The sequence below is a fragment of the Nonomuraea diastatica genome (genome assembly GCF_004349015.1).
In the GTDB taxonomy this organism is placed as follows: domain Bacteria; phylum Actinomycetota; class Actinomycetes; order Streptosporangiales; family Streptosporangiaceae; genus Nonomuraea; species Nonomuraea diastatica.
The window spans coordinates 1-20,856 of the sequence record NZ_SMKP01000003.1; the positions used below are offsets into that span (position 1 = coordinate 1).

Genomic DNA, 20,856 nt, shown 5'->3' on the forward strand with positions numbered 1-20,856 from the left:
GCCGGGGCTCGTGGGGGTTTCCCGTCGCGTGCCCGCCCGGTGTCAGGGTGCCGGAGGCGTTGGCGGCCTGGGGTGCGCTCCTCTACCACCACACGGGCCGGCACGACATGGCCTTCCGCGTCGTCGGCGACGGGACGGACGACGCGGTCCGTTTCACGATCGACCCCGCCGGCACGCTCGCCGACCTGGCGGCGTCGGTGACGGGCGCGCTCCCCGCCGCCGAACCGCACGCGCCGGGCACCGGACCGCTGCCCGTACTGGTGCGCGGGGATGGGCGGGTGCCGGGCGCGCTGGTGCTCAGGCTGGGCGGCGACGGGGCATGGCTGCGGTACGACCCTGCCCACGACGCTGCCAGGAGCGCGGACATGGCCGCCCGCCACGCGACCCACCTGGCCGCCGTACTGGCCATGCCGGCGGACAGCACGATCCGCGACCTCGACCCGTTGTCCCCCGCCGAGCACGCCCGGCTCGACCGCTGGAACGACACCGCGACCGGCTACCCGCGGGAACGACGGATCGAACAGCTGTTCGCCGAGCAGGCAGAGCGGGCGCCCGCCCATCCGGCCGTGGTGCATGGGGGCACCACCCTTACCTATGCCGAGCTGCACCGCCGCAGCTCGTCGCTGGCGAGGACGCTGCTCCGGGCGGGGCTGCGTCCAGGCGAGCCGGTGGCGCTGCTGCTGCCGCGCACCGCTGAGCTGGTCGTCTCCGCGCTGGCCGTGCTGAAGGCGGGCGGCTGCTACCTGCCCATCGACCCCACGACCGTCCAGGACCGCGTCACGTTCACGTTGGAGGACAGCGGAGCGAAACTGCTGATCGCCTCGGGACGGCCGTCCGCGACGCCCGCCGGGTCGCGGGTCGTCGATCTCGGCGACCAGGACTGGACGGCCGGCCCCGAGCCGGACGTGCCGGTGCCGGGCGACGCGTCCGCGCCCGCGTACCTGATGTACACCTCGGGCACCACCGGACGGCCCAAGGGCGTCATGATCCCGCACCGTGGCGTCGTGCGTCTGGTGCGCGGCGTCGGATACGTGCGGCTGGACGCCACCACCAGGATGGCGCAGGTGGGGGCGACCGGGTTCGACGCCTCCGTCTGGGAGGTCTGGGGTGCGCTGCTCAACGGCGGCACGCTGCACCTCCTCGATAGGGAGACGTTCCTCGACGCCGAGGAGCTGCGGCGCTCGCTGGCCGGTGCCGGCGTCACCACGGCGCTGTTCACGTCCGCGCTGTTCGCCCGGCTGGCGGACGAGGACCCGGCCGTGTTCCGGCCGCTGCGGGACCTGCTCGTCGGAGGCGACGTGCTCTCCCCCGAGCACGCGCGGGCCGTGTTGCGCGCCAACCCCGGCCTGCGGCTGGTGAACGCGTACGGGCCGACGGAGAACGCGGTCATCTCCACCGTCCACGTCGTCGCCGGGCCGCTCGGCGCGCGGGTGCCCATCGGCCGTCCCGTCCCCAACACCGCCGCGTACGTGCTCAACCAGGACCGCCTCCCGCTACCCGTCGGCGTCCCAGGAGACCTGTACGTGAGCGGCGACGGCATGGCGACCGGCTACCACGAGCGGCCCGACCTCACCGGGCGGGCCTTCGTCCGCCATGCGGGGCGGCTGCTCTACCGGACGGGCGACCGGGCCCGACGGCGGCCCGACGGCTCGATCGACTTCCTCGGCCGGGAGGACCGCCAGGTCAAGGTGCGCGGTTTCCGTGTCGAACCGGGCGAGGTCGAAACGGCCCTGCTGGGCGTGGCGGGGGTGAGCTGCGCGGTGGTGGTGCTGCGCCGCAAACCCGAGCCGCACCTGTGCGCGTACGTCGAGGGCCGTGTGGAGGCGGAGCACGTCCGGGCGGAGATCGAGCGACGGTTGCCCGCCCCCATGGTGCCCGCGCACTTCGTGGTGCTTCCCGAACTGCCGCTGACCCCCAACGGCAAGGTCGACCTGGCCGGGCTGCCCGCCCCCGAGGTCGCGAACGGCGGCAGGGCGGCGCGGGACGACGTGGAGCGCACCCTGGCCGGGCTCTGGGAGGACGTGCTCGGCGTGCGCGGGATCGGCGCCGACGACCCGCTCGACCGGCTCGGCGGCAGCTCGCTGACCGCCACCCGCGTGTCCGCGCTCGTACGCCGCCGCTTCGGGGTGTCCTGCCCCGTGTCGGCCGTGTTGTCCGCCCGCACGGTCGCCGAGCTGGCCGAGACCGTACGGGCGGCGGACCGTACGCAGGTCGCCGGGCCGCGTCCCGGCCTGGCCACCGAGCGGAGCCCGCTGTCACCCCAGCAGCACGGCGTCTACGTCGAACAGGTCAAGGACCCCTCCGACACCCAGTACAACCTGCCGATCTTCGTCGACGTGCCCGGCCCGGTGGATCACGGGCGCCTGACGGCCGCGCTCGCAACGCTCGTGGAGCGACACGAGATCCTGCGCACCGAGTTCGCCGTGGACGGCGACGGCCGCCCGTACCAGCGGGTCCGCGAACCGCGGGGCGTCACGATCGACGTGGTGGACCTGCCGTCAGGTGAGGACCCCGACGCGTGGGCGGAGCGCTGGATCCGCCCGTTCGACCTGGCCAGGGCGCCCCTGTGGCGGGCGGCGCTGGTCCGGCACGCCGCCGGCGCCCGGCTGGTGCTCGACATCCACCACCTGCTCACCGACGGCCACGCCCTGACCCTGCTCATGAGCGAATGGGCGGCGCTGGTCAGGGGCGAACGGCCGCCCGGGGCGGAGCTGCGCTACCGGGACTACGCCCAGTGGGCGGCCGGGCCTGAGCGGCGGGCGCTGTCGGAGAGCCAGCGGCCCTTCTGGGAGGAGACGTTCGCCCGGCCGGTTCCACCACTCGACCTGCCCGCTGACCGGCCGCGCGCTACGGTGCGCGCTACGGAGGGCGGCCATCTCGCGTTCCGGTTCGGCCCGCAGCGGACGCCGGCGGTCAGGGAGCTGGCCCGCGCCGAATCCGTGACGCCCTTCCACGTGCTGCTGGCCGCGTACACGGCCTTCCTCGGGCGGGTGAGCGGCAGCGCGGACGTGACCGTCGGTACTGCGGCGTCGGGGCGGCACCTGCCGGGCGTGGACCGGGTGCAGGGCATGTTCGTCAACACGCTCTGCCTGCGAGCCCGCCCCTCGGCCGAGCTGCCGTTCCTCCAGCATCTGCGGGCTGTGGCCGCGCACGCCGTGGCCGCCGTCGACCACCAGGACCACACCCTCGACGTCACCCGGTACGCGCGTCCGTCCGGCCACGGCAGGCACCCCCTTTTCGACACGTTCTTCGCGGTGCAGGACACCGGGCTGCAGCGGGTGGACTTCCTGGGCGGCCGCCCGCGCTGGCGGCCCGACGTCACCGGGCGCACGATCTTCGACCTCGACCTGCAGATCGAGGTCGAGCCCAAGGACTACGCCGCCCGCTGGGCGTACGCCTCCGCGCTGTTCCTGCCGCCGACCGTGGAGTTGTTCCGCGACGAGTTGCTGGCGCTGCTCGACGCCGCGCTCGCCGACCCGGGCACGCCGCTGGGTGAGCTCGGCGAGCTCCGGCGCGTGGCCGTGACCCCCCATGACCTGTCCGAGCTCGCGTTCGACTTCGACTTCTGATCCGGGTGAGGGAGCACATGCAATCCATCGAGAGCCTGGGCAGGCTCAAGGTCGCCGCCGCGCAACGTCCCCGCGAGGGCACGTTCTGGCGTGCGGAGCTGGCGGCCCTGCCCGAACGCGCCGGCTTCCCCGCCGACCGCGGCTCACCTGACGCCGGTTCCTCCGCCGTCGCCGCCCGCGAGCTGGACCCCTCGCTGGCGGGGCGGCTGCTCAAGCTGGCCAGGGGCCGGGACGCCGCCCTGCACGCCCTGCTGGTCGCCGCGGCCGGCGCGCTGCTCCAGCGGCACACGGGTGAGGAGGAGGTCGTCCTGGCCGTACCCGCCCTCCCGGTCGCGGGCGGACCCCCGCCGCTGGCCGCCACGCTGCCGCTGCGCCTGCCGATCGGGCGCGGCCGCACGCTGCGCAGCCTGCTCGGCGAGGTGGCGAGCCGGTTGCGGGCGGCGGCCGAGCACCAGGACTACCCGATCGAGCTGATCGCCCGCGAGTCCGGCGCCGCGCCGCACGACGGCGACGACCCCTTCGCCGAGGTGCTCGTCGACACGGTGCACGACCCGGCGCACGACTCGACGAACGACGCACCGACCGCGACAGGCGGTCCGGCGAACGCCCTCGCGGACCGCCCCACGGACGGCGACGGGTTGTCCGGGTTTCCTGTGGTGTTCTCCTTCGCTCGCCGAGCCGACGGCCTGACGCTGCGGTTGCGGTACCGGCCCGCCACCCACGCCCCCAACACCGCGCGGCGCCTGCTCACCCACTGCATGCTCCTGCTCGACCAGGCCAGCGCCCACCCCGACGCCGAGCTGAGCACCCTGGACCTGCGTTCCGTCGCCGACCGCGCGCTGAGCGCCGGGGCGAACGCCACACACGTCCCCTTCGACGGCCCGGCCCGGCTGGATGAGCTGTTCGACCGGCGGGTGGCGGCGACCCCTGACGCCGTCGCCCTGGTGGGGGACGGTTTCCGCCTCACCTACGCCGAGCTGGGCGCCCGGGTCAACCGCCTGGCGCACACGCTGCGCGCCTGCGGCGTGGGCCGGGACGACCTGGTGGCGGTGCTGGCCGACCGGTCACCGGAGATGTTCACGGCCATCCATGCCGTGGTGCGGGCGGGCGGCGCCTACCTCCCGATCGACCCGGGCAACCCGCCGGAACGCATCGCGTACCTGCTGCGGGACAGCGGCGCGCGCCTGGTGCTGACCCAGCCGCACCTCGCCGGCACGGTGACACGCACAGTGGCGGGCGGGGAGGTGGTGACCCTGGACATCACGGACGAGGCCGCGTACGCGCCGGACACGAGCCCGCCGCCCGTTCTCGGGGACGCCGGCGATCTGGCGTACGTCATCTACACGTCGGGGTCGACCGGCGAGCCGAAGGGTGTGCAGATCGAGCACCGCGCGGCCGTCAACCGGATCGCCTGGATGCAGCGGGCGTACCCGATCGACGCCGCCGACGTGATCATGCAAAAGACGCCCACGTCGTTCGACGTCTCGGTATGGGAGCTGTTCTGGGGCGTGCTCGCGGGCGCCGCGGTGTGCCTGCCCGCGCCCGGCGCGGAACGCGACCCTGAGGCGCTGGTCGCGGCCGTCCGGCGGCACGGCGTCACCACGATGCATTTCGTGCCGCCGATGCTCGGCGCGTTCCTCGACTTCGTGTCCGGTGCGCAGGAGGGCACCGGCCCGCTGCGCCAGGTGTTCGCCAGCGGCGAGGCGCTGGCCCCGCACCACGTGCGGCGCTTGCGCCAGGTGATCCCGTCGGCCCGGCTGGTGAACCTGTACGGCCCCACCGAGGCCACCGTGGACGTCACCCATTACGCGTGCCGGGGCAACGAGATCCGGGTGCCGATCGGCTGGCCGGTCGCCAACACCCGCGTCCACGTGCTCGACGCCGGGCTGCGCCCGCAGCCGGTCGGCGTGCCGGGCGAGCTGTGCATCGCCGGGGTCCAGCTGGCCCGGGGTTATCTGGGCAGGCCCGAGCTGACCTCCGAGCGGTTCACCGCCGCGCCGCACGCGGGCGAGGAGCGCGTCTACCGCACAGGGGACCGGGCCGTGCGGCTGCCCGACGGCTCCATCGCGTTCCTGGGCCGGATGGACCACCAGCTCAAGGTGCGCGGGCACCGCGTCGAGCCGGGCGAGATCGAGGAGCGGCTGCGGCGGCACCCGTCGGTGCGGGACGCCGTCGTCGTGGCCCGCGAGCCTGACGGCCTGCGCGGTTACGTGCTGTCGGCCGCGCCGATCCCGGAGGACGAGCTCAAGGAGCACCTGCGGCAGGAGCTGCCCGAGTACATGGTGCCTGCCCGGCTGGTCACTCTGGAGCGCTGGCCGCTCACGCCGAACGGCAAGCTGGACCGCCGCGCGCTGCCCGAGCCCGCCGAGAGCACCGCGTACGAGGCGCCGCGCACGCCGAGGGAGGCCGGTCTGGCCCGCGTCTGGGCCGAGGTGCTGGGCATCGAGCGGGTCGGCGTGCACGACAACTTCTTCGCGCTCGGCGGCGACTCGATCCGCTTCGTCACCGTGCTGGCCAGGGCCCGCGCTCTCGGTCTCGACTTCACGTTCCGGCAGCTCTTCGAGAACCCGACCGTGGCCCGGCTGGCCGAGGTCGCTTCCGCCGGCGAGGGCGGCGCGGGTGGCGGGGGCGCTGGGGACGGCGCGGGTGACGAGGGCCGGGCGCTCCAGCCGTTCGACCTGCTCAAGCCGGAGGACCGCGCCAAGATCCCGGGCGGGATCGTGGACGCGTACCCGATGACGCAGCTCCAGGCCGGGCTCGTCTTCCAGAGCGAGCTGTCGCACGGCACCGTCGAATACCACGACATCATCAGCTACACGATCCAGAGCACGTTCGACGCCGCACGGTTCGAGCAGGCGGTGCGGATCCTCGCCGCCCGCCACCCGATCTTCCGCACTAGCTACCAGCTCACCGGCTACACCGAGTACCTCCAGCTCGTGCACGAGGATGCGCCGACCCCGCTGTCGATCGCCGATCTGCGCGGCATGACCGAGCGGGAGCAGGACGCGTGGTACCGCGACTGGGTGGAGCGGGAGAAGGCGCACCGCTTCGTGTGGGCCGAGCCCGGGCTGGTGCGGCTGCACGTGCACGTGCTGGCCGACGACCTGTTCAGGTACACGCTCAGCCAGCACAACTCGGCGCTCGACGGCTGGAGCATCACGCTGGTGCACACCACGCTGTTCGACCTGTACCACCGGCTCGTGGAGGGCCGGCCCCTGCCCGACGCCCCGACCGGCAACCACGTCCGCGACTACGTGGCGCTGGAGCGGCGCTCGCTCGCGGACCCGGAGCACCGCGCGCACTGGGCGGGGGTGCTGGACGGCGGCGCCTTCACCGAGCTGCCGAGGACCAGGGACGCGGCCGCGCCGGACGTGTTCCCCGTGGTGTTCCACGAGGTGGAACTGCCGGCCGGGTTGTCGGACCGGATCGTGGCGCTGGCCGGGAAGTTGTCAGTGCCGGTCAAGAACGTCGCGCTGGCCGCGCACGTGAAGGTGCTCTCGCTGATCAGCGGCGAGCGCGACGTCATCACGGGGTACGAGCACAGCGGCCGCCCGGAGACGGAGGGCGCCACCGAGGCGATCGGGTTGTTCCTCAACACCGTGCCGTTCCGCGCCCGCATGGAGACCGGCTCCTGGGCCGACCTCGTCCGCCAGGTCTACCGGTCGGAGGTGGAGCTGCTGCCGGCCCGGCGCTACCCGATGGCGCAGATGAAGCACGACCTGGAGACCCAGGACCCGCTGTTCGAGACGGCCTTCAACTTCACCCATTTCTACCTGCTCAGGCAGCTGGCGGAGCGCGACGGGTTCGCGCTGCTCGACGTGCGGGCCAACTCGGAGACCGAGTTCGTGTTGCGCGCCGAGTTCTCCCGGCACTTCGTCACCGACGAGGTACGCCTGAGCCTGCACTACCACGCCCACCTCTTCGAGCCCTGGCAGGTGGCCAGGATGGGCGCGTACTACCGGGCGGCGTTCGAGGCGATGACCGCCGATCCCGACGCCCCGCATCATCTCGCCGACCTGCTGCCCGGCGAGGAGAGCGCGGGGCTGGCCGCGGCCGAGGAGTCGGAGGACCTGCCCCCGGAGGTGGCGGGGCTCCTCCCCCGCCCCGCCCGCCTGCGGATCGCCGACGGGCGCGGCCTGCGCGTGCCGTTCGCCACCCCCGGCAGGGCCGTGCTCGTCGCGGCCGGCGACGAGAGCGTCACGGTGGACACCGGGCTGCACGGCCGCCGCCTGGACGGCCGCGTGGAGCTCATGCCCGAGCCGGAGCGCAGGTCCTTCCGCCGCTCCGGCGGCCGGAGCGCCGCCCGAGCGGGCGGCCGTCCCGCGGGCGCCGTGCAGCAGCGCATCGCGAAGGCCTGGGCCACGGTGCTCGACGTGCCGGCGGAGTCCATCACGCTCGACAGCAACTTCTTCGAGCTGGGCGGCGGCTCGCTGTCGGCGATGCGGGTGGTCATGGAGATGGGCGGCCTGGTGACGCTCACCGACCTGATGCGCAACTCCACGCTCGGGCCGCTGTGCGCGGTGGCCGAGGCCAACCTCGACGCGGAGGCCGGGCTCGACGCGGCGCCCCACCCCCGGCGCCTGCTCAGGCCCCTGACGGACGCCCCGGACCGGGCCACGTGCGCGCTGGTCTGCTTCCCGTACGCCGGTGGCGACGCCGCCAACTTCGAGCCGCTGGCCGCCGCGCTCGCCGAGGAACGCGACCCGGAGGAGGGCGGCATCGCCGTCTACGGCGTCGACCTGCCGGGACACGACGCGGGGCGGCCCGGCGAGCCGTTCGTGTCCGTGCGGGAGGCGGCCCGGCTGGTGGCGGACGAGATCCGCGCCACCGTCGACGTTCCCGTGCTGCTGTGGGGCCACTGCGTCGGCTCGGCGATCGCGGTCGAGACGGCACGCCTGATGGAGGTGGCCGGCGTCCCGCCGCGCCACGTCGTCGTGGCCGGCAAGCTGCTGCACGACGCCGGCACCACCCGCGAGTCCATCCGGCAGGCGGAGGCGATGGGCGACGACGAGGTCGTGGCCTGGCTGGCCGGCGTCACGGGGCTCACCGGGCTCGACGCGCTCGATTCCGCCCAGGCCGCTTTCGTGACGGGCGTGTTCCGGCACGACTCCCGCTCCGCCAATACGTACCTGCTCGAACAGGAGGGCGCGGCCCCGCTCGGCGTGCCCCTGACCGCCGTGTACGCCGCCGACGACCCGCTCACCCCCGGGTACGCCCGGCGCCACACGGAGTGGTCGCGCTTCGCGAGCACGATCCGGCTGGCCGAGATCGGCCCGGCCGGCCACTACTTCTGCCGCACGGCACCGGACGCCGTGGCCGCCCTGGTGCGCACGCTATGGAAGGAAGAGCTCTGAGCATGTCCGCCGCCGACCCGCCCGAGGCGCCGCCCACCCCGCGCCAGCAGCTGCTGGCCGGGGCCAGGAGCACGATGCCCTTCCTCGCCTCCGCCATCCCGATGGGCATCGCGGGAGGTGTGCTGGGGTTGTCGAGCGGCCTGTCGGAGTTCGCCACTCTGGGGCTGGCGATGGCGGTGAACTCCGGCACCGCGCAATTCGTCGGGTTCGCCTTGATCGCCGACGGCGCGAGCTGGCCCGCGATCATCCTGACCACGCTCATCCTGGGCCTGCGGATGTTGTTGTACAGCACGATCCTCATCCCGTACGTCAAGGAGGTCCCGCAGCGCTGGCGGATCGTGCTCGGTTTCGGGCTGATCGACGAGGTGTTCTTCGTGGCGATCGACCGCCTGCGCAACGGCAGGCTCACCCACCACAAGCACCTGTTCTTCCTCGGGGCGTCGGGGCTCCTGTACGTCACCTGGATGACGTGCACGGTGATCGGCATGTCGCTCGGATCGGCCGTGCCCGACGTGGAGAAGCTCGGCCTCGACTTCCCCGTGATCGCCATGTTCGTCGCCATGCTCGCGATCGGGCTGACGAACTGGCGAGTCGCGGCGGCCATCGGCTCGGCCGGAGTGACGGTGATGCTGGCGCAGGGCCTGCCGTACAACCTCGGGGTGGTGCTGGCCGCGATCGTCGGCGCCGTGGTCGGCGCGGGGTGCGAGCTGGCGACGCGGAGGAACCAGCCGAAGGCGAGCGAGCAGAAGGAGAACGTGGCATGAGCATGCTGCTGCTGATCATCGGCATGGGGTTGTGCAGCTTCCTGCCCCGCTATCTGCCGCTGGCGCTCCTCGCCGGCCGGGAGTTGCCCGCGGTGGTGGAGACCCTGCTGAAGTACACGCCGCCGGCGGTGCTGGCCGCGCTGGTGTTCCCTGCGCTTCTCACGCCGTCGGGAAAGGGCATCGAGCTGACGCTGGCCAATCCCTACCTGATCGGCGGCGCGGTCACTTTCGCGGCGGGCATGATCTCGAAAAGATTTCTGCTCTCCACGTCGATCGGGATCGCAGCTTTCTATTTGGGTAGGTGGCTGATCGGTTGAAAGATGAACTGCTTTTACTCAATAATCGTTCGCCCCATCTTTTGGAACGTTACATAGCCTCTTCCACATGGCACGACGCCATTGACGTTCACTGCGACCAATTGTCTCTGATAGAGTCAGGAAGGCACTTCGGTACGTACGCTTACCACTTGCGCTTCCGTTATGCGTGCGGTTAATATCTGACTTCATGTCCACCCCCCTGACCGTGGAAAAAGAGTCGCGCATGATGAGCGCGACCCTGCGCGCTCTGAATGGAATTGAGCGCGCCGGAAACAAACTCCCCCATCCGTTCTGGCTGTTCGTCTTCCTGAGCGCCTTCCTCATGGCGCTCAGCTGGTTGCTGGCGACCTTGAACGTCTCGGCGGTCAACCCCGCCGACAACAAGACCGTCGTCGCCCAGAACCTGCTCTCGACCGAGGGCGTCGCGGTGATGCTCGGCGACGCCATCGACAACTTCGCCACCTTCCCCGCGCTGGGCACGGTGCTCGCCGTGATGCTCGGCGTCGCGGTGGCCGACAAGTCCGGGCTGCTGGCCGCGGTGCTCAGACGGGGCATCTCCCGCGTGCCGGCGCGATGGGTGACCTTCGCGCTCGCCTTCACCGGCATGATCTCCCACGCTGCCGCCGACTCGGCGTACATCGTGCTGATCCCGCTGGGCGGCCTGGCCTTCTACGCGGTGGGCCGCAACCCGATCATCGGCGTGATCGTGGCGTACGTCTCGGTCGCGGCCGGCTTCGACGCCAGCCCCGTGGTCACCCCGACCGACGTCATCCTGGGCGGCATCACCACCGAGGCCGCGCACACCATCGACCAGACCGTCAACGTCACGCCGCTCGCCAACTACTTCTTCTCCCTCGCCTCGTCGTTCGTGCTCGCCGCCGTCATCACCCTGGTGACGGAGACCCTGCTCACCAAGCGGGCGAAGAGCATGCCGATCGACGACGACGCCGACGTCGGCGACCTCGGCGACCTCAAGCTGTCCGACCTGGAGCGGCGCGGCCTGCGCTGGTCCGGAGTCTCGCTGCTGGTGATCGCCGCGCTGGTCGCGCTGGCCATCATCCCGTCCGGATCGCCGCTGCGCGACGAGAACGGCGACCTCGACTTCGGCCCCCTGCTGGGTGCGATCGCCCTGCTGATCGGCATCGCCTTCTGCGTCGTCGGCATCGTCTACGGGCGCATCGTCGGCACCATCAAGAAGAGCAGCGACGTGCCCGACTTCATGGCGCACGGCATGCGGGAGATGGCCCCGGTCATCGTGCTGTTCTTCGCCATCTCGCAGTTCCTGGCCTACTTCAAGTGGACCAACATCGGCACGATCGTCGCGATCAAGGGCGCCGACCTGCTCAAGGCGGCCGGGATCACCGGTCCCGTGGTGTTCATCGGCATCCTGCTCATCGTCACGATCATCAACCTCCTGATCACCAGCGGCTCCGCACAGTGGGCGCTGGTCGGCCCGGTGTTCGTGCCGATGCTGATGCTCCTCGACATCCCGGCGGAGACCACCCAGGCGGTCTACCGCATCGCCGACTCCTGCACCAACGCGCTGTCGCCGATGAGCCCCTATTTCGTGCTGGTGCTCGGGTTCGTCCAGCGCTACCGCAAGTCGTCCGGCATCGGCACCCTGATGGCCCTCGTGCTGCCCCTGTGCCTGGTCATGCTCGTCACCTGGACGCTGCTGTTCCTGGCGTGGTGGGCCCTCGGCATCCCCCTCGGACCGGGCGTACCCGTCCGGTAATTCCCTCTAGATTAAGGATCCTTCAGTGACACCGGCTCCCATGTGGACCCACCAGGCCCTTCCCGCCATGCTCGGCGACCTGCGCAGGCTCGTCGAGTTGGAGAGCCCGAGCGACGACAAGGCACTGCTCGACCGGGCACTCGACGAGATCGGCGACTGGGCCGCCGACCGCATCGGGAAGCCGGACCTGCTCCAGCGTCACGACGGCGGGCGCCACGGCGACGTGCTGGAGCTGACCTACCACGGCACGGCCCCCGGCTTCGTCCTGCTGGTCGGCCACTACGACACCGTCTGGCCGGCCGGCACCCTCGCCGGCTGGCCATGGCGGGTCAACGACGGCGTCATCAGCGCGCCCGGCGTCTTCGACATGAAGACCGGTCTGGTCCAGGCGGTGTGGGCGGTGCGCGGGCTGCGCGAGCTCGGCCTCCCGCACCCCTCGGTCCGCCTGCTGTTCAACGGCGACGAGGAGATCGGCAGCCCGGCCTCCCGCGAGCGGATCGAGGTGGCCAGCGAGGACGCGCTGGCCACCCTGGTCTTCGAGGGCGCGATCGACGGGGCGGTGAAGACCTCCCGCAAGGGGGTGGGCATCTTCCAGGTGACCGCCACCGGCATCGAAGCGCACGCCGGGCTCGACCCCACGGCCGGCGCCAGCGCCGTGCACGCGCTGGCCGCGCTGATCCTTGACATCGCCGCACTGGGCGCGCCCGAGCGCGGCACCACGGTCAACGTCGGCGTCGTCAACGGCGGCACCGGCACCAACGTCACCGCCGGGCGCGCCACCTGCGGGATCGACGTACGCGTCTCCCAACCCGACGAGATGGCCCGCGTGGACGCCGCGCTCGCCGCGCTGCGCTCGCCCGACCCGCGCGTGTCCATCGCGCTGACCGGCGAGTGGAACCGGCCTCCGATGACCCCCAACCCGGCCTCGGAAGACCTGTTCGCCAGGGCCTGCAAAGCCGCCATCGAGCAGGGCCTCGACCTGCGTGAGGCGGGGGTCGGCGGCGCCAGCGACGCCAACTTCGTCTCCGCGCTCGGCCGCCCCGTGCTCGACGGGCTCGGCCCCGTGGGGGCGGGTTCCCACTCCCGCTCCGAGCACGCCATCGTCGAGCACATCCCGGAGCGCACCGCCCTCACCATGGGCATCATCACCGGCTTCGCCGGCTGACCGGGCGAAACCGTGAGCACCCGCACCGGCTTCTCGCCGGCTAGGCGGGCGGAGCGCCCGTCGTGTCCGGCCCGTCGAGAAGGACGAGGTCGGACGGGCCGATCGTGGAGGTGGCCAGCAGCTCCGTGATCAGGTTGTGGTTGAGCGTGTTGCCCAGCGGCGGCGGGATCTCCTCCTCCAGGAGCCCCGGCACCTTGGGGCTGAGCCGCTTGCGCGTCTGGGTGACGACGTGGGCGGCGCGCTTGGCCGTCCAGCCCTGACCGGGGAGGATGCGGTTGAGCTCGTCGGCGGCCTGAGCCCAGGTCAGCGGTTGCGGCCAGGGCTCAGGCCGCAGATAACGCTGGCCGAGGCAGACCAGCACCAGGCGCTCGACCGTGCTCAGTTTCCATCCGGGCGGGTTGCGGGTGTCGGCGTCGTGGCGGTTGTCCTGGCCGCGGTCGGCCCTCCCCATCACGATCCGCACCTCGAGCAGGTGTTCCTGCTCGGGGGCGACGATGAACAGCGGTGTGTGCGCCACCGGCAACCTCTCCCGGTGGCCGGTGAGCACCAGCCGCGAGCCCGGCAGGCGGATGGGCAGCCTGCCGAGGTTGTACAACGTCCAGGCCGAGTCCTCGCGGGTGATGTATCCGTGCCGCCGGCTGACGTGCGGATCGTTCGGGCCGACGCAGACGTGGACGTCCGGCTCGCAACGCCCGAACACCACATCGAACCCGGCATCCGGCGCGACGCGCATCCCTCCGTTGCTGCCCCGGACGAACAACGTGCCCGGCTGCGCCGTGGGAAGCCCTTCGGCGAAGTTTCCGAGCTCCTTCGGCAGGATGTCCACTTTGCTTTGCGGCCTGCGCACCGTCCACGCCATGCCGTCGATCCTCTCTCCATGCACCCGGATCACGCTAGCCGCCGCCTCCCGGGAGGGGTCCCCGGCTCAGGAGGTCCTGGACGGGTTGACCGTGTAGTGCACGATCACGCTCGGCCCTGATCGCACCTCGATGAGCTCGCGCACCAGCTTGCCCGCGAAGTCCACGACCCGGAGCTCGATCATGCTCGCGTTGTCCCGCTCCCAGCAGTACAGATGCGTCTCGTCGTACCAGCCGAGCACCGTGTCGCAGTCGGAGGAGAACGTGCGGACCTGTTTGCCGGTGGCGGACTCCCAGAGGCAGTGGTCGCCGTCGTGGTCGCTCGGGCAGTCGGTCACGAACGTCGCACCGGAGGGCGAGAAGATCTGCGCGTCGTCGAACGGCGGCGCCCCGACGTCCGGCACGTCGCGCACGAGCTTGCCGGAGACGTCGAAGAAGCGTAACCCCTCGTCGTCGCCGTAGACGCTGACCACGCTCTGCTCCTCGGGGCCCCAGACGAACTCGTGTTGCTCGATCGCCTCGTCGGCCGCGTCGATCACGCTCACCGTGCTCCTGGCGAGGTCGGCTTGGTCCACGGTGAGGACGGCGAAGCCCACGGTGAGCCATTCCTCCTCGCCCTTGCCGTTCTTGACCTCTTTCGTGACGTTGAGCAGGATCTTCGAGCTGTCCTTCGACCAGGCCTGGATGGAGCCGCTCATCGGCTTGCGCACGGTCTTGACCCGGAAGCTGGACCCGGCATCCCTGTTGGTGATGAGGACCGAGCTGTAGTCGTCGTCGGTGTAGAGCTTGGGCCTCTCCGCGAGATACCGGCCGTTGGGCGAGACCAGCGACTTCGCGTTGGCGGGATATCTCTCGAACGTGCCCTGCAGCGACTGCCTGGCGTAGTCGACGTAGGTGTCGGTCTTCTTGTCGTAGACCTCGTACGCCGTGAGCCTGATCGGGTCGGACGGGCTCTCGTAGAGCGTCATCCGGTCGCCGGGCGGCTCGGTCTCGACGGGTTCCGGCGTGCTCGTGTCCTGGGGCGGCGCCGACGTGGCGGCCGCGGGCCGGGCGGTGAGCGGGTCGGCCTCGTAGACGGCCTTGCCCACGGCCACCCCGGCCGCCCCCGACACCAGGACGAGCGCGGTGACGGCGGCGGCCACGCCGGCGACGGACCGGCGCGTGCGTTCTGGACGCTTGACGGGCTGGCCGTCTTCCCGCGGCGGCTCCCAGGTCACCTCCCTGAGCGGGTCACCCGCGCCCGGCGGCTTCCGCAGCAGCCGCATGATCACCTGCTGGGCCGTCGGACGCTCCGCCGGGTCCTTGGCCAGGCACCGCTCGACCACCTCGCGCAGCGGCCCGTCGAGCACGCCCAGGTCGGGCGGGTCCCTGAGCACCCGGTCCGTCACCGCGTGCGGCCCGTCATGGCCGAACGGCGCCCGCCCGCATGACGCGAAGACGATCGTGGCGGCCCAGGAGAACATGTCGGCCGCCGGCCCCACCGGCCGGCCCAGGATCTGCTCGGGGCTCATGTAGGCGGGAGTGCCGATCTGGGTGCTGCTGGTCATCTGCACCGGGTCCAGCGTGCGCGCGATGCCGAAGTCGATCACGCGCGGCCCGTCGCCGGCCATGATGACGTTGCCCGGCTTGAAGTCACGGTGCACGACCTTGCCCTCGTGGATGGCGACCAGCGCCGCGGCGGTGCCGATGGCCAGCCGGTCCAGCGCGGCGCCGGTGCGCGGGCCCTCGTCCCGCACGATCTGCTCCAGGGAGGGGCCTTCGACGTACTGGCTGACGATGTACGGCCGGTCGTGCTCGACGCCCGTGCTGAGCACGACCGCGGTGCAGAACGGCGCTACCTGCTGGGCGACCTGCGCCTCGCGCAGGAAACGCTGGACGCTCTCCTCGTCGTCCGCCTGGTCGCCGCGCAACCACTTGATGGCCACGTGCGCACCCATGGGTGTTCTGGCTAGGTAGACAACGCCCTGTCCGCCCTCACCCAGCCTGCCGAGGAGCTCCAGGCCACCCAGTGCGGGGGGATCGCCGGGCACAAGCGGTGTAAAGGATGGCATGGCGTTATTGTGTCTCGACGCTGTGTAGGCCGAGCACCCTTACTCATGGGTAAGTCGGCTCTGTCATGAGGAGGGGTTCACCGCGTACCGGGGCGAGAGATCCAGGTCCTTGGGGACGTCCAGCAATCTGCGCACCAGCTTGCCGTCCAGGGTCACGACCTGGATCTCGTCGTTGGCGCCGTTGTCCTGCTCCCAGCAGAAGAGATGGTCCTCGCCGAACCAGCCGAGCACCTTGTCGCAGTCGGAGGAGAACGTACGGGCCTGCTTGCCGGTCGCGGTGTCCCAGAGGCAGTGGTCGCCGTCGGCCTCTCCGTCGTGGCAGTCGGTCACGAAGGTCCTGCCCGAGGGCGAGAACTGGAGCTCGGCGCCGGCCTCAAGCGCTCCAACGCCGGGCACGTCGCGCGTGGGACGGCCGGAGGCGTCGTAGAAGCGCAGCCCCTTGATCTTCTCGTGGAAGTAGATCACGCCCTCCCCTCGGGCGTCCCAGCCGAACTCGTCGTTTCCGAGCGTGGCGTCGTTCACCTCGACCACGTTCACCTTGCTCCGGGCCAGGTCGGCCCGGTCCACTTCGACGATGGCGAAGCCTGTGGTGGCCCGGCCTTTCTCACCCTGCGCGTTCTTATTCGGTCTGGTCACGTTGAGCAGGATCTTCGAGCTGTCCCCTGACCAGGCGGTGATGGTACTCTCCAGCGGATCGCGCACGGTCTTGACCCGGAAGCTGACCCCTGCCTCGCCGTTGGTGATGAGCACGGAGTCGTAGCCGTCCGAGGTGTAGTCCGTCTGCCTGACCGCGTGATAGCGGCCGTCGGGTGAGACCAGCGAGTCGAGGATGCCGGCGTGCTTCCCGAACGTGCCGCGCCGTAACTTCCTGGCGTAATAGACGTCCTCGTCGGTCTTCTCGTTGTTGACGCTGTACGACATCAGCCTGATCGGATCGGCGGGCCGTTCGAAGAGCTCGGCACCGCCGGGCAGATCGGTGTCGACGGGCGTGGCCGTGGGACGCGGCGCCGGGGTCGTCGCCTTCGACGGCGCCGACGCGGAGGGGGCGGTGGGCTGGGCCGCGCCGCCGGTCGGCGTCATCAGCCCGGCCGCCGCGACCCCGGCCACCGTGAGGAGCAGGGCCGTCACCACGGCCGCGCCGACGACGACGGTCTTGCGCCGCAGCGCCCGAGCGGGCCGCTGGGGGACGGACGGCGGGGCGGCCGCCGGCGGGGTGACGGGCGTCGGCCCGCCGCCCTCCTCGACGGGCTCGGCCTCGGGCCCGGACCTCCGCAGCAGCCGCATCATGACGGTCTTGGCCGTCGGCCGCCGCGCCGGGTCCTTCGCCAGGCACTGCGCGGCCACCTCGCGCAGCGGGCCGTCGAGCGTGCCCAGGTCGGGCTGCTCGTGGAGCACCCGCTGCATTACCGTGTGCGTGCCGTCATGGCCGAACGGGGCCCGCCCGCATGACGCGAAGACGATCGTGGCGGCCCAGGAGAACATGTCGGCCGCCGGCCCGATCGCGGTGCCCCGGATCTGCTCGGGGCTCATGTACGCGGGAGTGCCGATCTGCGTGCTGCTGGTCATCTGCACCGGGTCCAGCGTGCGCGCGATGCCGAAGTCGATCACGCGCGGCCCGTCGCCGGCCATGATGACGTTGCCCGGCTTGAAGTCACGGTGCACGACCTGGCCCTCATGGATGGCGGCAAGCGCCGTGGCCGTGCCGATGGCCAGCCGGTCGAGCGCGGGGCCGGTGCGGGGCCCCTCCTGGCGCACGACCCGGTCCAGCGAGGGCCCTTCGACGTATTCGCTCATGATGTACGGCCGGCCGTGCTGGACGCCCGTGCTGAGCACGTCGGCGGTGCAGAACGACGCCACCCGCTGGGCGACCTGCGCCTCGCGCAGGAACCGTTCGACGCTCTCCTCGTCGCCTGACTGGTCCGGGCGCAGCCATTTGACGGCCACGTACGCCTCCATCGGCGTCCTGGCCAGGTAGACGACACCTTGTCCGCCCTCGCCCAGCCTGCCGAGCAGGTCGAGGCCGCCCAGACGCTCCGGGTCGCCGGGGAGCAGCGGCATGAAGGATGGCATGCGGTAATTGTGTCCCTACGCAGGGGATCAACAGAACCTTACTTGGTAGTAAGTTCCCCGAATCGCCTTCCCGATCTCAGTCGTCGGGGACCGCCGTGGCCGACCACGCCGCGACCCCCAGGGCCGCCCCGGTCAGCAGCAGCACGCCCGAGACGCCGCTCACCGCGGCGGCCGCCCCGGACATCGCCGGGATGAGGGTCTGGGCCAGCCGGTTGCCCGCGATCCGCAGGGACAACACCGTCCCCTGGGTGCCGGACGGAGTCAGCCGGGTGACCCACACCATCGTCATCGGCTGGCCGAGACCCGAGGCGAAGCCGTACACGGCGGTGAGACCGATGAGGACGCCGACGGGCACGGGGAGGGGCAGGCCGCACAGCGCGAGCGCCGACACCGCACAGGCCGCCACGGTGAGCTTCCTGCGCCCGAGCATCCGCACCAGGAAACCCAGGTTGATGCGCGACGCCATCGTCATGAGCGAGCGGGCGGCGAGCATCGCGGTCACCCAGCCGGGGGCGATGCCCCTGCTGTGCGCGAGGGCGGGCAGGTACGCCAGCGTCACGTCGATCGACGCCAGGATCAGCCCACTGACCAGCAGCGCCCGGTACATGCCCGGGATGGCGAGCAGCCGCCGCGCCGGCCAGCGACCCCCGGAGGCGGGCTTCGGCTCGGCGCGGTGATGGCTGCCGAACCCGAACGAGGTCGCCAGTGTCACCAGGCTCGCCAGCCCGCACGCGGCGGCGATCGGCTCCAGCGGCGGCGAGAGGGTGCCGGGCGCCGGCGGCATCAGCAGGAGCAGCGGGCCCACACCCTGCCCCAGGGACGTGATGAACGTGTAGATCCCGAAGACGGTGTCCATGCCGCGCCGCCGCGCCTGTCCGGTCACCGCCGACTGCTCGGCGACCATCGAGAAGATGATGCCGATGCCGAGCAGGGCGGTGGCGGCGATCAGCAGCGCGAGGTGCTCGGAGGCGACGAGGGCGATCCCCGAGGCGCCGGTCAGCGCGGCCCCGCCGATCACCATGCTCGGCCGCTCCCCCACCCGGTCGACGAGGCGGCCCGTGGCCACCGCCAGGATCAGCGGCGGGAGCGCGAACATCACCGCGAGCACGGCCAGCCACACCGACCCGTACCCGAGCTCGATCACCGCGTACGACAACGACGGCCGCAGCCCGTAGCTGATGACCTGGACCAGGATCGCGTGGACCACGAGCAGGGGCCAGAAGGCCCGGCCCGCAGTCACCGCGGGTAGGCGATGCCGTCGATGAGCTTGCGCGCGGTGCGCACCACTCCGGTCCTGGTCACGTCGTGCCCGTCGAGCTCGACCTCGACGTCGAGGTAGCCCGTCGGGTGTTCCACCCGCACCCGCGGGCCGTCGGAGAGCGCGGCGATGCCGTCGACCGCGCTGCCCGGCAGCCGCAGCGCCGCCGCCACGCTCGCCGCGCCCAGCACGCCGATCGAGGTGTGGCACCGGTGCGGGATGAAGGTCCTGCTGCCGCAGGCGCCGCCGGCCCGCGGCGGGGAGACCATGGTCAGTTTGGGCACCGTGGTGGCGCTGACGTCGCCCAGCCCCATCCGGCGGCCCGCCTCCAGGCGCAGCGCCTCCAGGCGGCGGCGGAGCGACGCGTCGCTCTCCAGCTCCTCGGGGCTCTCCGCGCCGGTGACGCCCAGCTGACCGGCGGGCATCACCACGACCGGCATGCCGTTGTCCACGCAGGTGACGGTGACGCCGTCGATGACCTCGCTGACCTGTCCTGTGGGCAGCAGCGAGCCGCAGGTCGAGCCGGCCGTGCCCTGGAAGTCGAGGACGACGGGCGCGGCCGTGCCGGGCACCCCGGCGATCTCGACGTCGCCGTCGTAGGTGACCTCGCCGCCGGGCGTGCGCACCGTCGCGGCCACGGCGCCGCCGGCGTTCGCCATGGCGATGCGTACGGACGTGGTGTCCTGCCCCGCCGCGACCAGGCCGCGCTCGATGGCGAACGGCCCCACGCCCGCGAGGATGTTGCCGCAGTTCTGCTGGTCCGACACCAGCGCCTGGTCGACGAAGACCTGGAGGAACAGGTAGTCGACCGAGCCGTCGCCCCTGGGGGACACCACGGCCACCTTGCTGGTGAGCGGATGGGCGCCGCCCAGGCCGTCGATCTGCCGGCGGTCCGGCGAGCCCATGATCCGCAGCAGCAGCTCGTCGCGCTCCTCGCGGTCGCCCGGCAGGTCGTCCGCGAGGAAGTACAGCCCCTTCGACGTGCCCCCACGCATGATCATGCAGGGGATGCCGGAACGTCCGGTCACCATGGGTCTCCGTTCTCCGTGGCGGGCCGGGTGTTCTCCAGGGCCTCGATGACGCTGCGCAGGTGAGCGCGCATGGCGGCCTCCGCCCGGCTCTCGTCGCGGGCGCAGATGGCCTCGATGATCTCCAGGTGCTGCGGCAGCGACACGGCCGCGCGGCCCGACTGGAGCGCGAGGCGCACCTGGTAGCGCGTCAGGTTGCCGCGGATGCGTTCGATGATGTCGCCGGCCGCCGACTGGTCGCTGATCGTCCTGATGAACGCGTGCAGCTCCCTGTTGCAGTTGGAGTATTCGATGAGGTCGCCGGACGCCTCGTACTGCCGCATCCGCTCCCCGATGGAGCGCAGCTGGGCGGCCTGGCCGTCGGTGACCCTGGCGGCCGCCTTGGCCGCGCAGAGCCCCTCGACGACCATGCGGATCTCGGTGAACTCGATGGCCTCCGCGAGGGTGATCGCCCGGACCCGCGCGCCCCGGTTGGGGATCCGCTCCACCAGGCCCTCACTCACCAGGTCGGCGAGCGCGTTGCGCACATGCGACCTGGAGGCGCCGAGCTGGGCGCAGAGATCCGCCTCGATGAGCCGCTGATTCGGCGCCAGATCCCCCGCGAAGATGGCTTCACGAATCCGGTCCACTACTTTCATTGGTCGGACGTCCCCGATCCTGACTCACGTGATCATTTCGCCCGGCGGGA

At 71.8% G+C, this 20,856-nt stretch carries 12 protein-coding genes; 6 read left to right on the forward strand and 6 right to left on the reverse strand.

Translation table 11 applies throughout. The features are described from left to right. Positions 1–47: 47 nt before the first annotated feature. The 6 genes from E1294_RS01265 (at position 48) to E1294_RS01290 (ending at position 12,904) form a co-directional block, all read left to right on the forward strand. Positions 48–3,569, forward strand: a complete 3,522-nt coding sequence (locus tag E1294_RS01265; protein ID WP_132503758.1) for a non-ribosomal peptide synthetase — start codon at positions 48–50, stop codon at positions 3,567–3,569. Between the two features lie 17 nt (positions 3,570–3,586). Further along, positions 3,587–8,923, forward strand: coding sequence for a non-ribosomal peptide synthetase (locus E1294_RS01270; protein ID WP_132503759.1), 5,337 nt, complete (start codon positions 3,587–3,589; stop codon positions 8,921–8,923). Between the two features lie 2 nt (positions 8,924–8,925). Then, complete coding sequence (locus tag E1294_RS01275) at positions 8,926–9,687, forward strand: AzlC family ABC transporter permease (RefSeq protein ID WP_165977022.1); 762 nt, start codon at positions 8,926–8,928, stop codon at positions 9,685–9,687. Next, positions 9,684–10,004 carry an AzlD domain-containing protein gene (locus E1294_RS01280; RefSeq protein ID WP_132503761.1) on the forward strand — a complete coding sequence of 107 codons (321 nt, stop codon included), beginning with the start codon at positions 9,684–9,686 and terminating at the stop codon, positions 10,002–10,004. Before E1294_RS01275 ends, E1294_RS01280 begins: the two co-directional genes overlap by 4 nt. Positions 10,005–10,191: 187 nt before the next feature. Beyond that, on the forward strand, positions 10,192–11,739 hold the full coding sequence (locus E1294_RS01285; protein ID WP_425465188.1) for an AbgT family transporter: 1,548 nt from the start codon (positions 10,192–10,194) through the stop codon (positions 11,737–11,739). A gap of 25 nt (positions 11,740–11,764) precedes the next feature. Then, on the forward strand, positions 11,765–12,904 hold the full coding sequence (locus E1294_RS01290) for a M20 family metallopeptidase (RefSeq protein WP_342774998.1): 1,140 nt from the start codon (positions 11,765–11,767) through the stop codon (positions 12,902–12,904). Between the two features lie 40 nt (positions 12,905–12,944). Here E1294_RS01290 and E1294_RS01295 read toward each other — a convergent pair whose 3' ends face one another. The 6 genes from E1294_RS01295 to E1294_RS01320 all read right to left on the reverse strand — a co-directional run bounded on the left by E1294_RS01295 (position 12,945) and on the right by E1294_RS01320 (position 20,806). Then, positions 12,945–13,787: an FHA domain-containing protein gene (locus E1294_RS01295; RefSeq protein WP_220447491.1), complete on the reverse strand. Its 843-nt coding sequence runs from the start codon at positions 13,785–13,787 to the stop codon at positions 12,945–12,947. 42 nt (positions 13,788–13,829) lie between these two features. Beyond that, positions 13,830–15,812, reverse strand: coding sequence for a serine/threonine protein kinase (locus tag E1294_RS01300; RefSeq protein WP_132503762.1), 1,983 nt, complete (start codon positions 15,810–15,812; stop codon positions 13,830–13,832). A 63-nt stretch (positions 15,813–15,875) separates the two neighbouring features. After that, on the reverse strand, positions 15,876–17,882 hold the full coding sequence (locus tag E1294_RS01305; RefSeq protein WP_132503763.1) for a serine/threonine protein kinase: 2,007 nt from the start codon (positions 17,880–17,882) through the stop codon (positions 15,876–15,878). A 76-nt stretch (positions 17,883–17,958) separates the two neighbouring features. Continuing rightward, the gene (locus E1294_RS01310) at positions 17,959–19,122 is read right to left on the reverse strand and encodes an MFS transporter (protein WP_132503764.1); all 1,164 of its coding nucleotides are present in this window, start codon (positions 19,120–19,122) and stop codon (positions 17,959–17,961) included. Continuing rightward, entirely contained in the window at positions 19,119–20,171 is a 1,053-nt protein-coding gene (locus tag E1294_RS01315; protein ID WP_132503765.1) for a 4-oxalomesaconate tautomerase, read from the reverse strand. Before E1294_RS01315 ends, E1294_RS01310 begins: the two co-directional genes overlap by 4 nt. After that, entirely contained in the window at positions 20,165–20,806 is a 642-nt protein-coding gene (locus tag E1294_RS01320) for a GntR family transcriptional regulator (RefSeq protein WP_181958440.1), read from the reverse strand. Before E1294_RS01320 ends, E1294_RS01315 begins: the two co-directional genes overlap by 7 nt. Positions 20,807–20,856 lie beyond the last annotated feature (50 nt).

Excerpts from the sequence above, each read along its gene's own strand:
- E1294_RS01320 (WP_181958440.1), bottom strand. The coding sequence starts at position 20,806 with ATGAAAGTAGTGGACCGGATTCGTGAAGCCATCTTCGCGGGGGATCTG.
- E1294_RS01305 (WP_132503763.1), bottom strand. The coding sequence starts at position 17,882 with ATGCCATCCTTCATGCCGCTGCTCCCCGGCGACCCGGAGCGTCTGGGC.
- E1294_RS01300 (WP_132503762.1), bottom strand. The coding sequence starts at position 15,812 with ATGCCATCCTTTACACCGCTTGTGCCCGGCGATCCCCCCGCACTGGGT.
- E1294_RS01315 (WP_132503765.1), bottom strand. The coding sequence starts at position 20,171 with ATGGTGACCGGACGTTCCGGCATCCCCTGCATGATCATGCGTGGGGGC.
- E1294_RS01275 (WP_165977022.1), top strand. The coding sequence starts at position 8,926 with ATGTCCGCCGCCGACCCGCCCGAGGCGCCGCCCACCCCGCGCCAGCAG.
- E1294_RS01270 (WP_132503759.1), top strand. The coding sequence starts at position 3,587 with ATGCAATCCATCGAGAGCCTGGGCAGGCTCAAGGTCGCCGCCGCGCAA.
- E1294_RS01285 (WP_425465188.1), top strand. The coding sequence starts at position 10,192 with ATGTCCACCCCCCTGACCGTGGAAAAAGAGTCGCGCATGATGAGCGCG.
- E1294_RS01280 (WP_132503761.1), top strand. The coding sequence starts at position 9,684 with ATGAGCATGCTGCTGCTGATCATCGGCATGGGGTTGTGCAGCTTCCTG.